Consider the following 14,083-nt stretch of genomic DNA (forward strand, 5'->3'; position numbering starts at 1 on the left):
GCCCGGGTGACCGGATTTGGCTTTCTGCACGCCATCCATGCTCAGCGCGCGGATAGCATTGGCAAGTTCTTTACGAGAGGACATGCTTGACTCCAAAAGTTACAGCTTGGCTGCCAGCTGCGCTTCCAGCTTTTGTTGATCGGCAGCGAACTGGCGAATGCCTTCCGCCAGTTTATCGACGGCCATGGCATCCTGATGGTGTTCCCAGCGGAATTCAGCTTCAGACAGCGGTGAAGGATGATGGAATCCTTCGGTTGACGGTGTCAGTTGGCGTTCAACCGGATCGCTGCTGTTTTTCAACTGCTCCAGCAGCGCAGGGGAAATCGTCAGGCGATCGCATCCCGCCAGGGCAAGAATCTGTTCCACTTTGCGGAAACTGGCACCCATGATGACGGTTTGATAGCGGTGGCGTTTGTAATAGTCATAGATATTGCGCACGGAGATCACGCCGGGATCGCTTTCGGCCTGATAGTCGCTTGTGGGCTGTTTTTCCTGATGCCAGTCATAAATCCGGCCCACAAACGGCGAGATCAGAAAGACGCCCGCTTCAGCGCAGGCACGCGCCTGAGCAAATGAGAACAGCAGCGTCAAATTGCAGTTAATCCCTTCTTTTTCCAGCTCTTCCGCGGCGCGAATGCCTTCCCAGGTTGCGGCGAGCTTGATCAGAATGCGCGAGCGCGGAATGTCTTTTTCCTGATACATCCCAATGAGTTTACGGGCTTTGGCGACGCACATCCCGCGGTCGAACGAGAGGCGGGCATCCACTTCGGTGGAGATGCGGCCCGGAATACTTTTCAGCACTTCTGCGCCGATGTTCACCGCCAGCCGGTCGCTGGCGTTGATGAGCCGCGTTTCCGGGCTACCGCCTTGCTGGTTCGCATAGGCAATCGCGTCATCAAACAGCGGTTGGTATTGGGGCAGGGTAGCGGCTTTCAGAATTAAGGACGGGTTCGTGGTGGCATCTTGCGGTGAAAATTGACGAATGGAGTCGATATCACCGCTATCGGCGACCACCACGGTAAACTGCTTAAGGGCTTCTAATTGATTCATGATTGAGCTCCTTGATGTCAATAGAGAAATGGCATGCGTAAAACAGAGCCAACGCACTGCACCATGAGGTCGTGGAATAACATGCGCTTTTTCCGATTGCTGCGGTTGGGCTCTCTCGACTGAACACTATTTTGCTGCACGGGAAGTCGGCTAAACGCACAGTAAGACTGACGGCCTGTCAGTCTGAGGATCACCACGGGCCGTCAGACAGGATTACCGGTGGTTTTCCTGATGTTCGTAGTAGCTGATTTTCTCGACTTTTGGTGCGGATCCGCCGCCTTCAAACTCAGACTCCAGCCAGGCGCCGACAATCTCTTTTGCCAGTTCCGGGCCGATAACCCGCGCACCCAGAGCGATCACCTGCGCATCGTTACTTTTTCTGGCCCGCTGAGCGGAATAGGTGTCATGGCACTGAGCGGCACGAATGCCATTGACCTTGTTAGCCACGATACTCATGCCGATCCCCGTGCCGCACAGCAGGATCCCACGCTGATGCTTACCGTCTTTAATCGCATGCGCCAGCGTGTAGGCGACATCGGGGTAGATCGGGTTTTCCCCAGAGGGATCGTAGCTGTAGTCGGTCACCGTCAGACCCTTCTGCTGTAAATAATCAGTAATCGTATTTTTCAGATCAATCGCGGCGCTGTCTGCGCCAATTGCAATCGAGAGCATATCTATCTCCTGCCTGGCTGAGGGTCAAAGTGAGCCTGATATGTCGCTTTCGTTAGATTGTTTATAAAACCATGAATAAACAAACACTAACGAGAATCTCCCTGCCTGATTCCGTACATTTCCGGCCTTTTCATGGCTAAACATATACCGCTTCTTTCAAATGTTCAATGTGTGATTATTTGTTTTTTATTTTCTCAGAGAAGAAAAGGGGATTAAAAGAGTGATCTTGGTCACTTTTATGGCTTTTAAGGCGATATTTTACCTTTTTGATACATATTTAGATCATGCTCACAATTTTTAAACAGAGAGATAGGCAAAAGATTGGGGCAAATATATCGTTCATATGTTCACAGTGTGTGTTAATGATCTAAATCTTTAGAGGGCATAACAATGTGTCAGACCTGTATGCAAACCATAAAAAAGACAACAAACAACAAAGGTCACACCGGGTATCGAATGACGAGAGAGGATGAAATGCAGGAACAGCCTGGCGTAAAGGCAATGACAGGGAAGGGGTTGGCTATCGGTAGTAAGGGGGTTGTATGAGTAAAGTATCGGCTGCTGCAACGGCGGGGCAATCTGCAACAAAACCGTCCATCACAACACCATCTGCTGTAGAACAATCGGCCATTCGTAAGGTCTCCTGGCGTTTGGTGCCTTTCGTCGGCTTGATGTTTTTCATTAACTTCCTCGATCGTACGGCCATTTCGTTCGCGGGACCGAATGGTATGAACACCGATCTTGCGCTAACCGTGGCACAGTTCGGGCTGGCTTCCGGCATTTTCTTCATTGGTTATATTCTGCTGGAAGTCCCGAGCAATCTGGCGCTGCACCGCTTCGGCGCGCGCAAATGGCTGTCGCGCATCATGGTGTCGTGGGGCATTGTGTCATTGCTGTTTACCTGGGTAAGCAGTATTGAAGGGTTATATATTCTCCGTTTCCTGTTGGGGATTGCAGAGGCGGGCTTTTTCCCCGGCGCGATCCTGTTCCTCAGTCTGTGGGTGCCAGCCCGCTATCGCAGCAAAATCCTGTCACTGTTCTATCTGGCACAGCCGCTGACGGTGGTGTTAGGCGCACCGTTGGCTGCCTGGCTGATTGAGCAGCACGGCTTGTTCGGCCTGTCCGGTTGGCGGGTGATGTTCCTCGGCGTATCCGTTCCTGCCATTGTCGTCGGTATCATTACCTGGTTCTATCTGGTGGATCGTCCGGCCGATGCCAAGTGGCTTAACGCCGATGAGAAACGCTGGCTGGTCAGTGAACTGGAAAGCGAACATGCCACCAAAAATCACAGCAAACACCCTGGTGTGATGACCGTGATGTTCAACAAACGCGTCTGGGTACTGTGCCTGATTTACTTTGGTTTTATTTACGGCCTCTACGCGCTGGCGTTCTTCCTGCCCACGATTATCGCGGGTTTCCAACAGCAGTTCGGCACGACGTTCAATGTCATGGATAAAGGGCTGATTACCGCCATCCCTTATTTGCCTGCCGCCATCGTGATGTATTTCTGGTCGCGTGATGCAACGCGTCGCGGTTGTCGTTCATGGCACATCGCTATCCCTGCTTTGACCGGCGCGATCAGCATTCCGTTGGCGCTGTTTATGGAGTCCCCGACGGCGACCATTGCGGTGATTACCGTAACTGCCTGCTCCATCTTCGCCGCGCTACCTAACTTCTGGACATTACCGACTCAGTTCCTGACGGGCGCGTCAGCGGCAGCGGCCATCGCGCTCATCAATACCATTGGCAATGTTGCCGGATTCTCCGCGGGATACATCACCGGTGCGGTGCGGGGTGTAACGGGAACCTATGTGCTGCCCATGATGATTGTCGGCGGGTTGATGCTGCTCTCCGCCGTATTGATTGTCCTGCTCAGTCGTTCGGACCGGTTATCGAAAACCGCATCAGCCACACAGGAGCATTGATATGACGTATTTGTTCAACCAACCTTCCGCCTTTGCCCGGGAACTGACCGAAGGCTTTGTGGCAGCGCATGCTGACAAAGTGCGTCAGGTGCCCGGCGGCGTAGTCAGAAGCACTCGCAGTCGTGAAGGTGGGGTCGCCATTGTGGTCGGGGGTGGCTCCGGCCACTACCCGGCGTTTGCCGGGCTGGTCGGGCAGGGACTGGCGCACGGCGCGGCGATGGGTAACCTGTTTGCTTCGCCATCGGCCCAGCAGATCTGCGCCGTCGCCCGCGCGGCACACAATGGCGGTGGCGTGCTGCTGACGTTTGGAAACTATGCGGGCGATGTGCTTCATTTCGGACAGGCCAGGGCGCGTCTGAACGCGGAAGGTATTCCGTGTGAGCTGCTGGCGGTGACCGATGACATTTCCAGTGCGCCACTGAACGAATGGCAAAAGCGTCGCGGAGTCGCGGGTGATTTGATGGTCTTTAAGGCGGCTTCTGCGGCGGCGGAAGCGGGCTACGATTTGGCCGCGGTGCTTGAGGTCGCCGAACGCGCCAACCAGCGCACCCGCTCGCTCGGCGTGGCCTTCTCTGGCTGTACTTTACCGGGCGCAGAACACCCGCTGTTTACCGTTCCTGAGGGCATGATGGCGGTGGGCATGGGGATTCACGGCGAGCCGGGCATCCGTGACGTTCCCATCTCAACCGCCGATGAACTGGCCGAACTGTTGGTCGGTTCACTGTTGAAAGAGGTGCCGCACGGTATTACGACGCTCTCCGGGCAGCGGATCAGCGTGGTGCTCAATGGCCTCGGGGGCGTGAAGTATGAAGAGCTGTTTGTGGTTTATCGCCGTATTTCGCAACTGCTGGTGGATCAGGGGCTGACGGTGGTCGAGCCGGAAGTCGGTGAGCTGGTCACCAGCTTCGATATGGCCGGCCTGTCGCTCACGCTGTTCTGGCTGGATGAAGAATTGGAGCGTTTCTGGCGTGCGCCTGCCGATGCACCGGCATTTCGTAAAGGCAGTCTGTCGCCCGCCGAACCGCTGGCTGAACGGGCATTCACGGCAGAACTCGATGTGATCCCAACCGCTACGGCGGCATCGAAAGCGGCGGCACACTGTGTCGCGGCGGCGTTGAATGCGGCGCGCGACATTGTGCTGGCTAACGTTACCGAGTTAGGCCGTATCGACGCGATTGCCGGAGATGGCGATCACGGCATTGGTATGGAGCGCGGGGTGATTGCCGCCGCGGAAAAGGCCGCGGAGATGCTGGAACGGCAGGCGGGTGCCGGCACGTTATTGCAACGTGCGGCAGATGCCTGGGCCGATCGGGCCGGAGGGACGTCTGGCGCAATCTGGGGTGTCGCGCTAAATGCGCTGGGAACCGTATTGGGTGATGAACAACGCCCTGACGGTCGTCGCGTGGCGGACGGGATACGTCAGGCCAAAGAGAGCGTGATGCATTTTGGTAAAGCGAAACCGGGGGATAAAACGCTGGTGGATGCGCTCATCCCTTTTAGTTCGGCGCTGACACAACGAGTTGAAGCAGGAATGCGCTTGCCAGAAGCCTGGCAGCAGGCTGCTCAGCGTGCCCAACAGGCCGCTGACGACACGGCGCAACTGTTACCCAAAATTGGCCGCGCCCGGCCGCTGGCAGAAAAAAGTCTGGGAACGCCCGATGCGGGCGCGATATCGCTCGCCATGATCCTTGATGCGGTGTCGTCCGTGTTGAACAGCGATACGACGCCGATTCCTTCTCATCAAACAGCGACGCAAGCGGAGAGTGAACGATGAGTTCGCGCAAATTGACGCTGGGCGTCAGCCTGAAAATGTATTTCGGCTATCAGCAGACGCTCGACTGGTGCCAGAAAATCCACGAAATAACCGAACAGCATCCGCTGGCGTCACTGCCCTCGGCCCGGCTGTTTGTGTTGCCCGCCTTCCCGACGTTAGCGCCTGTGGTGCAGCGGTTTGCCTCGTCAGCCGTTCATGTCGGGGCACAAGATCTGCACTGGGCGGATAACGGTGCCTTCACCGGGGAAGTGAGCGGCACCATGCTGCACGAAATGGGGTGTCGCTATGTCGAAATCGGGCACGCCGAGCGCCGTCGCTATTTTGGTGAAACGGATGAGCATTTCGCGCTGAAAACGGCGGCGGCCTGGCGTAATGGGTTAACGCCGGTGCTATGCGTCGGAGAGGAGAAACGTGGCTCGACGCAACAGGCAATCGACACCTGTCAGGCTCAGCTAGAAGCGGCACTGAATCTGGCTCAGAAGCAACAGCTGGCGGGCGATCTGGTACTGGCCTACGAGCCGCAGTGGGCGATTGGCAGCACGGAGCCCGCCCCGACGACATACATCCACGAGGTGTGTCAGGCATTAAAACAGCATTTTCCAACACAGGCAGGTGTGCGTGAGGGCCGAATGATTTACGGCGGTAGCGCTGGACCGGGATTGCTGAGTCAGCTCGGCGACGCCGTTGATGGCCTGTTTCTGGGGCGCTTTGCCCACGAGCCGGCCGCGTTTAACGCCATTATGGATGAAGCCTTCGCGCTCTGCTCGCAGGCGTAAGAGAGAGGAAATAAATATGGCAATTGGATTAAGTACCTATGCGTTCTTCTGGCGAGCCTCTTCCCGCGTGCCGGATCCGCTGGGGTTGGACGCCATGCTGGAGCAAACGGCGGAGTCCGGCGCGGGCGTTTTTCAGATTTGTGATTACGCGGCGGTGGAAGCACTTTCGTCTGCCGAGTTGGAAAAATTGCGACAGCGTGCGGCCGATCTCGGTATTCAGTTGGAGCTGGGAACGCGAGGATTAGCCACCGAACACCTGACGCGCTATCTCGCTATGGCTCGTGCGCTGGATGTCCGTTTTATCCGCACCATGTTCAACACCGCAACACATAAGCCGACGCAAGATGAAGCGTTGGCCTTGCTACGTCGCGTACTGCCTGAGTTTGAGCGCTACAACATCCAACTGGGGTTGGAAACCTACGAACAGGTCAAAACGCGCGATGTGCTGGCGGTGGTTGACGCCATCGACAGCCCGGCGCTGGGAATCTGCCTCGATCCCGGTAACTGTGTCGCGGCATTGGAATACCCGCATGAGGTGATTGAATTAACCGCCTCACGGGTGGTTAACCTGCACATCAAAGATTTTGCGTTTGCCCGTCAGGAAGGGTGGGTGGGCTTTACCTATTCCGGCTGTCTGCTGGGAACGGGCCTGCTGGATTACGACGCACTTCACCAGATCGTTCGCCCGAACGAACGAAACATTAACCAGATCGTCGAGCATTGGCTGCCGTGGCAGGCTAACGCGGAGGAAACCTGCCGTCTGGAAGACGCCTGGACGCGCCATAGCCTGAATTATCTCTACATGCGTAATCCCGATGCGAACCGTTCATCACACATTCTTTGAATATCCTAATCTGAGGAGTAATAATCATGGCTGCTGAATTGAAAACCATTACCGTACTGGGCGCTGGCGGAAAAATGGGCATGCGTATTTCTGCCAATTTCCAGAAAAGTGACTATCGGGTGTTTTACTGCGAGAACTCGCCGCGCGCGCAGGAGCAAGTGGTTGCCGCTGGCAGAGAATTGTCCGTTGCTGAACAGGTGATTCCTGAAAGCGATGTGGTGATTTTAGCGGTGCCGGATATTGCGCTGAAAGCGGTCTCCGGGATTGTCGTTCCGCAGATGAAAAGCAACGCGGTGCTGCTGACGCTGGACCCGGCGGCGGCCTACGCCAATCTTATTGCCAAACGTGATGATATCAATTACGCCGTCGCACATCCGTGCCATCCTTCAGTGTTCCTGGATCGCTTCACGCCGGAAGAACACGCCGATGCTTTTGGCGGCGTGGCCGCGCCACAGCACGTTGCCGCCGCTTATGAGACGGGCAGCGACGAGCAGAAAGCCGCCTTAGCTCGCGTAGTGAAAGTGATGTATGGCCCGGTGCTTGATGTGCACTGGGTGACGGTAAAACAGCTGGCCTATCTGGAACCGACGCTGGTTGAAACGGTAGCCTGTATGGTTGGCACCTTGATGAAAGAAGCGCTGGATGAAACCATCAACACCATTGGCGTGCCGGAAGCCGCGGCGAAAGCGATGCTTTACGGTCATATTCAGATCGCATTGGCGGTGGCTTTCCGCAGCACGAACCCGTTCTCGGACGCGTGTATGATCGCGATTGAATACGGTAAAGAGAACATCATCAAGCCGGATTGGAAGAAGATTTTCGATGAGAAAGAGCTCGATCTGGTGATTGCCAAAATGCTGAAGATCGATGCCATTCAGCGGTAATGTGTCACGTTGCCGGAGTCAGCCTTTTCCTCTGGCTTCGGCGCTTCTGCTTCTGTCCGTCTGCACCCCCATCAGGGATAATCTCGCTGGGCTTGAGCCTCTTCTCCCGGCGTGTAACAATTATTCATCGCGACGGTTTTCATCTGTAGACACAGCGTCTGTATAAACCGATCCCCTTGCGTAAGGAAAATGTGACCAGATGGAAAAACAATCAGGATCTCAGGAAAGCGAACTTCTGACTGAAATTGCCGTCGCTTATTATCAGGACGAAATTACTCAGGAAGAGATCGCTAAGAAATTCGGAATTTCGCGTATCAAAGTCGGGCGTTTGCTGAAACGCGCGAAAGAAGAAGGCATTGTTGAAATTACCGTGCGTTATCACCCGGTCTTCAGCACGCGTCTTGAACAGCAGATGCTGGAGCGTTTTTCGATCAAGCGAGCGCTGATTGCACTCGATCATCAGGATGAAGAAGAGCAGCGGCGGCAGGTTGCGGCACTGGTTTCCAACTATCTGGCGCTGTCGTTGAAAGACGGTACGGTAGTCGCGGTGGGTCAGGGGCGTAATGTGGCGGCGGTCGCCGACCATGTGAGCAATGTGACGGAACGTAACTGTCGCTTTATCTGCGGTATCGGCGGAACACACCGTCCCGGCGATGCGATTAACGCCGACCACATCAGCCGCCGTCTGGCAAAGAAATTCGGTGGCAGTAGCGAAACGCTGTATTCCCCTGCTTATGTCGAAAACCGGGCGCTAAAAGAAGCGTTCATGCAGAACGGCACGATTAAGGAAACGCTGGATCGGGCGCGCAAAGCCGATATCGCGCTGGTGGGCATTGGGGATATGAACGAGAACAGTTACATGGTTAAACTCGGCTGGTTCACTCCGCATGAAATTGTCGATGCCAGCCTCAATCAGGGCGTGATTGGGGATATTGCCGGATATGATTTCTTTAACGCGCAGGGGCAGCATGTCGATACGGTGATGAACGAACGGGTGATTGGCGTGAGTATTGAAGAGTTACATCAAATCCCCTGTGTGATTGCGATTGCTTCTGAAAACACCAAAGCCTTAGCGATTCTCGGCGCACTGCGCACGGGAGCCATCGATATTATCGCCACCAGTGCAGGCAACATCCGTACGATTCTGAATATGACGCAGTAACCTACCTTTCTCCGTTGCGTGGTGTGTTGGCATCACGCGACGAGCCTCTCCCTGTTCGCCGAACGACTTCCGGTTATCCCGCGCGGTGTATCCGACCTCGCCAGCGAACCGGGCAAAAAACCGTCAGATAAAATAATTATATTAACCTGCATTCCCCCTCAGTTTTTGCCATCCTCGGTAGTTTAACGCTTGGCAAACATTATACTGGGTACTCTTTACCCTACAAACAACAAAACCGAAAAGGTACATAAAATGGATGAACAGCTGAAGCAAAGCGCCCTTGATTTTCACCAATATCCTATCCCCGGAAAAATTCAGGTTTCCCCGACGAAACCGCTGGCGACGCAGCGCGATCTGGCGCTGGCGTATTCTCCCGGTGTCGCCGCGCCCTGTCTGGAAATTGCGGAAGATCCGCTGGCTGCTTACAAATACACCGCGCGCGGCAATCTGGTGGCGGTGATCTCTAACGGGACCGCTGTGCTGGGCCTGGGGAATATCGGCGCACTGGCCGGTAAGCCAGTCATGGAAGGTAAAGGCGTCCTGTTTAAGAAATTCTCCGGTATTGATGTATTCGATATCGAAGTGGACGAGCTGGATCCGGACAAACTGATCGACGTGGTCGCCGCGCTGGAGCCAACGTTCGGTGGCATCAATCTGGAAGACATCAAGGCGCCGGAGTGCTTCTACATTGAGAAGAAGCTGCGTGAACGCATGAATATTCCGGTCTTCCACGACGACCAGCATGGCACCGCGATCATCTGTACCGCCGCGGTTCTGAACGGTCTGCGCGTGGTCGAGAAGAATATTTCCGATGTGCGTCTGGTGGTATCCGGCGCGGGCGCGGCGTCTATCGCCTGCCTGAACCTGCTGGTGGCGCTGGGGATGAAGAAGCACAACATTGTGGTGTGTGATTCGCGCGGCGTGATTTATCGCGGCCGCGATGAAAACATGGAAGAAACCAAAGCCGCGTATGCGGTGGAGGATAACGGCGCGCGCAAGCTGGCGGACGTGATCCCTGACGCGGACATTTTCCTGGGCTGTTCCGGCCCCGGCGTGTTGACGCAGGATATGGTGAAAACCATGGCGCCGCGCCCGTTGATTTTGGCGTTGGCGAATCCTGAACCGGAGATCCTGCCGCCGCTGGCGAAGGCGGTGCGCCCGGATGCGATTATCTGTACCGGTCGTTCGGACTACCCGAATCAGGTGAACAACGTGCTGTGCTTCCCGTTCATTTTCCGCGGCGCGCTGGATGTCGGCGCAACCACGATTAACGAAGAGATGAAGCTGGCCTGCGTCCATGCGATTGCCGATCTGGCGTTAGCGGAACAGAGTGAAGTGGTCGCCTCCGCCTATGGCGATCAGGATCTGTCGTTTGGCCCGGAATACCTGATTCCAAAACCGTTCGATCCGCGTCTGATCATCAAGATCGCCCCGGCGGTCGCGAAAGCGGCGATGGATTCCGGCGTAGCTACGCGTCCGATCGACGACTTTGACGCCTACGTCGAAAAACTGGCCCAGTTTGTTTACAAAACGAACCTGTTTATGAAGCCGATCTTCTCACAGGCGCGCCAACAACCGCGCCGCGTGGTATTGGCGGAAGGGGAAGATCCGCGCGTGCTGCATGCCACGCAGGAGCTGGTCACGCTGGGGCTGGCGTTTCCGGTTCTGATCGGTCGGCCGAGCGTGATTGAAATGCGCCTGCAAAAACTGGGGCTGCAACTGACCATCGGCAAAGATTTTGAAGTGGTCAACAACGAATCCGATCCGCGCTTCAAAGAATATTGGAGCGAATATTTCGAGATCATGAAACGCCGTGGCGTATCGCAGGAAAAAGCGCAGCGGGCGGTGATCGGCAACCCGACCCTGATTGGCGCCATTATGGTTCACCGTGGCGAAGCGGATGCGCTGATTTGCGGCACGATCGGCACGTATGAAGAACACTTCGACGTGGTAGAGAGCGTGTTCGGTTACCGTGAGGGCGTGCATGCGGCTGGCGCGATGAATGCGCTGATGCTGCCGAGTGGAAATACCTTTATCGCTGATACCTATGTCAATGCAGATCCGACGCCGGAACAACTGGCGGAGATCACCCTGATGGCTGCGGAAAGCGTGCGTCGTTTTGGTATTGAGCCGAAGGTCGCGCTGCTGTCGCACTCCAGTTTCGGTACGTCGGATTCCCCGACGGCGCAGAAAATGCGCGAAACGCTGGCATTAGTCAACAAGCTGGCGCCGGAGCTGGAAATTGATGGCGAGATGCACGGCGACGCCGCGCTGGTGGAAGCGATCCGCCGCGAACAGATGCCGGACAGCCCGCTGAAAGGTTCGGCTAACATCCTGATTATGCCGAATATGGAATCTGCACGTATCAGCTATAACCTGCTGCGCGTGTCCTCTTCAGAAGGCGTGACGGTGGGACCGGTGCTGATGGGGATTGCGAAACCGGTACACATCCTGACGCCGATTGCCTCTGTGCGTCGTATTGTCAACATGGTGGCGCTGGCCGTTGTGGAAGCACAAACTCAACCGCTGTAAGTTATTTCCATTAATACAGACAAACCCAGTCGACTGTTGGCTGGGTTTTTTATTTACCGCAGTTTATCGACCAAAAAAACCGTCTAACCAATATGAACCCTGTGGCATAAGTTAAATCAATGGAATAATTTTCATTTTATGCCATGATCCTGCCTCGTCTGTAGGAGCCTCTTTCCACAGACTCGATAAAAAAACCAACGAGCGAATATCGGCTATGGCAACATACGCAGTGCAAGAAAATACAGTAGAAAAAAGCGATACAGGAAAGCGTCTTCCTTCGCTGTTTGGCGGATCGATGATTATCGCCGGAACGATTATCGGCGCCGGGATGTTTTCCCTGCCGGTGGTAATGTCAGGGGCCTGGTTTTTCTGGTCATTAGCCGCGCTGGTGTTAACCTGGTTTTGTATGTATCACTCAGGATTAATGATTCTGGAGGCAAACCTTAATTATCCGACCGGCGCCAGCTTCGATACGCTCACCAAAGATCTGCTGGGTCAGCGCTGGAACGTCGTTAACGGCATTTCGATTGCCTTTGTTCTCTATATCCTGACTTATGCCTATATCTCGGCGAGCGGCTCCATCATCCATCATACGCTGTCTGAGATGTCGATTGATTTCTCCGCGCGGCTCGGCGGCTTCCTGTTTGCGCTGTTTGTCGCGCTGACCGTTTGGTGGAGCACTGCGGCGGTGAGCCGCATGACCGCTTTTTTTCTGGCGGCGAAGGTGCTGACCTTTTTCATGACGTTCGGAAGTTTACTGTGGAACGTCAAGCCGCTTGTGCTACTCAATGTAGCAGAAGAGGCCCCCAGCTACCTGCCGTATGTGTTGATGACGTTGCCATTTTGCCTGACCTCTTTCGGCTTTCATGGCAATGTCCCCAGTCTGGTGAAGCATTACGGCCATAAGCCACAGGTCATCAAACGCTGTCTGTTTATTGGCAGCGTGCTGGCATTGGGCATGTATGTCATCTGGCTTATTGGCACGATGGGAAACATTGCCCGTCCTGATTTTATCGCGATTGTGGCGCGGGGCGGTAATATTGATGTGCTGGTTCAGGCATTGGGGAGCGTATTGAACGCGCCTTATCTGGACGTGTTGCTTACCGTCTTCTCCAACTTCGCGGTCGCCTGCTCATTTCTTGGGGTCACGCTGGGGCTGTTTGATTATCTGGCTGATTTGCTGAAATTTGACGATAGCCGAATGGGACGTTTTAAAACGGCGCTGGTGACGTTCCTACCGCCGATTATCGGCGGCTTGCTGTACCCAAATGGTTTTATTTATGCGATTGGTTTTGCCGGACTGGCGGCGACGATATGGGCGGTGATTACGCCCGCGCTATTGGCGCGCGCGTCCCGGCGCCGCTTCGGTAGCCCGCAGTTTCGCGTGCGAGGCGGCAACGTGATGATTGCGCTAGTACTGCTGTTTGGCATCGGCACGGCGCTGATACACATTCTTTCCAGCCTCGATCTGCTGCCGGTTTATCGCTAAGTCAGAGGTCTTTCCTGGCACTTTCCTTTCTGTCACACAGTGCGGCGGGGGAAAGTGTCTGCCTGATGGTAACCACGATGCTCACACGTGAGGGAGTTAGCATTTGCTCCGGCGATCTTCACTTGGCGTGAGGTTGAATGCTTGCTTATAGGCTGTGGTGAAATGGTTACTATTCGAAAAACCACATATAAACGCGATTTCCGTAATCGGCTTTTCCGTTTCTCTGACCATCACTCGACCGGATGCAAGGCGTAAACGCTTCAGATAGTTTTCTGGCGTTAACCCAGTCACTTCTTTTATTTGTCGGTAAATTGTTCTTTGTGTTAATAAATATTCTCCCGACAATGCTTCCCAGTCGATATTACTAAAGTAATTCTCTTGAAGATAACCAAGTAACTTATGGATTTTGTACTTTGTACTCCCTTTAGCGGTTGAATCACCCTGTGTCAATATGGTGGAAACCAATTGAAAAAATAGCGATTCCTGTTGGAAAGTGTGATCTGAATAAGATGGGCTGATATTAAAGATATTATCAATTAATGATTTGCAGGTAAATTTTGCTGTCGGAGAAAGCCAGCCGTATTGATTGGGTTTTCTGGCATCCAATTGATTTAAAAGTGAATACATATTAGAAAGGTATGTGAAATCTACATTAGGGTTAAGTAAGAGATTAATTAGCTTCAGGTTTCCCAATTCATCATAAAAATGATAGTCCTTATTACTGACGAAGAATACATCACCCGATTGAATAAAAATAGGGTTCCCGTTAATGACCTGTAAGCCATGACCGGAATCGACAATCACAAGTTCATGAAAATCATGACCATGCTCTTTGTTATTATCTTCAGGGTCGCTGATATAACGTGATAACGTTTTATCTGGTGAAGTAAAGTATTCATCAATGCTTAATATTGTCATGGTGTTTCATCATCATTTTATTGTTTATCTCTGTTCGAACCGTGCTGAGGGTAGAAT

12 protein-coding genes are annotated in these 14,083 nt (G+C 54.1%); 8 read left to right on the forward strand and 4 right to left on the reverse strand.

Annotated features, from left to right (window positions below):
- From EDC54_RS18195 to rpiB, 3 genes are all read right to left on the reverse strand, one after another.
- The coding region (locus EDC54_RS18195; protein WP_196238466.1) for a hypothetical protein at positions 1–84 on the reverse strand (84 nt) is incomplete at its 3' end.
- 15 nt (positions 85–99) lie between these two features.
- The gene (gene tal, locus EDC54_RS00010) at positions 100–1,050 is read right to left on the reverse strand and encodes a transaldolase (protein WP_132452047.1); all 951 of its coding nucleotides are present in this window, start codon (positions 1,048–1,050) and stop codon (positions 100–102) included.
- Between the two features lie 213 nt (positions 1,051–1,263).
- Positions 1,264–1,722: a ribose 5-phosphate isomerase B gene (gene rpiB, locus EDC54_RS00015; RefSeq protein WP_132452049.1), complete on the reverse strand. Its 459-nt coding sequence runs from the start codon at positions 1,720–1,722 to the stop codon at positions 1,264–1,266.
- A 542-nt stretch (positions 1,723–2,264) separates the two neighbouring features.
- On the opposite strand from rpiB, the gene EDC54_RS00020 reads away from it, so the two are divergent.
- The 8 genes from EDC54_RS00020 (at position 2,265) to mtr (ending at position 13,108) form a co-directional block, all read left to right on the forward strand.
- Positions 2,265–3,647, forward strand: coding sequence for an MFS transporter (locus EDC54_RS00020; RefSeq protein WP_132452051.1), 1,383 nt, complete (start codon positions 2,265–2,267; stop codon positions 3,645–3,647).
- 1 nt (position 3,648) lies between these two features.
- Complete coding sequence (lerK, locus tag EDC54_RS00025) at positions 3,649–5,421, forward strand: L-erythrulose kinase (protein ID WP_132452053.1); 1,773 nt, start codon at positions 3,649–3,651, stop codon at positions 5,419–5,421.
- A complete protein-coding gene (lerI, locus tag EDC54_RS00030) occupies positions 5,418–6,197 on the forward strand; it encodes an L-erythrulose-1-phosphate isomerase (protein WP_132452055.1) in 780 nt (259 codons plus the stop codon). Before lerK ends, lerI begins: the two co-directional genes overlap by 4 nt.
- A 16-nt stretch (positions 6,198–6,213) precedes the next feature.
- Complete coding sequence (locus tag EDC54_RS00035) at positions 6,214–7,041, forward strand: sugar phosphate isomerase/epimerase family protein (RefSeq protein ID WP_132452057.1); 828 nt, start codon at positions 6,214–6,216, stop codon at positions 7,039–7,041.
- A gap of 26 nt (positions 7,042–7,067) precedes the next feature.
- A complete protein-coding gene (locus tag EDC54_RS00040) occupies positions 7,068–7,925 on the forward strand; it encodes a phosphogluconate dehydrogenase C-terminal domain-containing protein (protein ID WP_132452059.1) in 858 nt (285 codons plus the stop codon).
- A gap of 199 nt (positions 7,926–8,124) precedes the next feature.
- On the forward strand, positions 8,125–9,087 hold the full coding sequence (locus EDC54_RS00045; protein ID WP_132452061.1) for a sugar-binding transcriptional regulator: 963 nt from the start codon (positions 8,125–8,127) through the stop codon (positions 9,085–9,087).
- 252 nt (positions 9,088–9,339) lie between these two features.
- Entirely contained in the window at positions 9,340–11,619 is a 2,280-nt protein-coding gene (maeB, locus tag EDC54_RS00050; protein ID WP_132452063.1) for an NADP-dependent oxaloacetate-decarboxylating malate dehydrogenase, read from the forward strand.
- A gap of 214 nt (positions 11,620–11,833) precedes the next feature.
- Positions 11,834–13,108, forward strand: a complete 1,275-nt coding sequence (gene mtr / locus EDC54_RS00055) for a tryptophan permease (protein ID WP_132452065.1) — start codon at positions 11,834–11,836, stop codon at positions 13,106–13,108.
- Between the two features lie 96 nt (positions 13,109–13,204).
- On the opposite strand, the gene EDC54_RS00060 is transcribed toward mtr, so the two are convergent.
- Positions 13,205–14,026 carry a helix-turn-helix domain-containing protein gene (locus tag EDC54_RS00060; RefSeq protein ID WP_132452067.1) on the reverse strand — a complete coding sequence of 274 codons (822 nt, stop codon included), beginning with the start codon at positions 14,024–14,026 and terminating at the stop codon, positions 13,205–13,207.
- Positions 14,027–14,083 lie beyond the last annotated feature (57 nt).

Origin of the sequence: Samsonia erythrinae, assembly GCF_004342665.1 — a bacterium.
Lineage (GTDB): Bacteria > Pseudomonadota > Gammaproteobacteria > Enterobacterales > Enterobacteriaceae > Samsonia > Samsonia erythrinae.

What these genes read in the sequence shown, in the direction of transcription:
- mtr (WP_132452065.1), top strand. Translation starts at nt 11,834, where the DNA reads ATGGCAACATACGCAGTGCAAGAAAATACAGTAGAAAAAAGCGATACA.
- EDC54_RS00035 (WP_132452057.1), top strand. Translation starts at nt 6,214, where the DNA reads ATGGCAATTGGATTAAGTACCTATGCGTTCTTCTGGCGAGCCTCTTCC.
- lerK (WP_132452053.1), top strand. Translation starts at nt 3,649, where the DNA reads ATGACGTATTTGTTCAACCAACCTTCCGCCTTTGCCCGGGAACTGACC.
- EDC54_RS00020 (WP_132452051.1), top strand. Translation starts at nt 2,265, where the DNA reads ATGAGTAAAGTATCGGCTGCTGCAACGGCGGGGCAATCTGCAACAAAA.
- rpiB (WP_132452049.1), bottom strand. Translation starts at nt 1,722, where the DNA reads ATGCTCTCGATTGCAATTGGCGCAGACAGCGCCGCGATTGATCTGAAA.
- tal (WP_132452047.1), bottom strand. Translation starts at nt 1,050, where the DNA reads ATGAATCAATTAGAAGCCCTTAAGCAGTTTACCGTGGTGGTCGCCGAT.
- maeB (WP_132452063.1), top strand. Translation starts at nt 9,340, where the DNA reads ATGGATGAACAGCTGAAGCAAAGCGCCCTTGATTTTCACCAATATCCT.
- lerI (WP_132452055.1), top strand. Translation starts at nt 5,418, where the DNA reads ATGAGTTCGCGCAAATTGACGCTGGGCGTCAGCCTGAAAATGTATTTC.
- EDC54_RS00040 (WP_132452059.1), top strand. Translation starts at nt 7,068, where the DNA reads ATGGCTGCTGAATTGAAAACCATTACCGTACTGGGCGCTGGCGGAAAA.
- EDC54_RS00060 (WP_132452067.1), bottom strand. Translation starts at nt 14,026, where the DNA reads ATGACAATATTAAGCATTGATGAATACTTTACTTCACCAGATAAAACG.
- EDC54_RS00045 (WP_132452061.1), top strand. Translation starts at nt 8,125, where the DNA reads ATGGAAAAACAATCAGGATCTCAGGAAAGCGAACTTCTGACTGAAATT.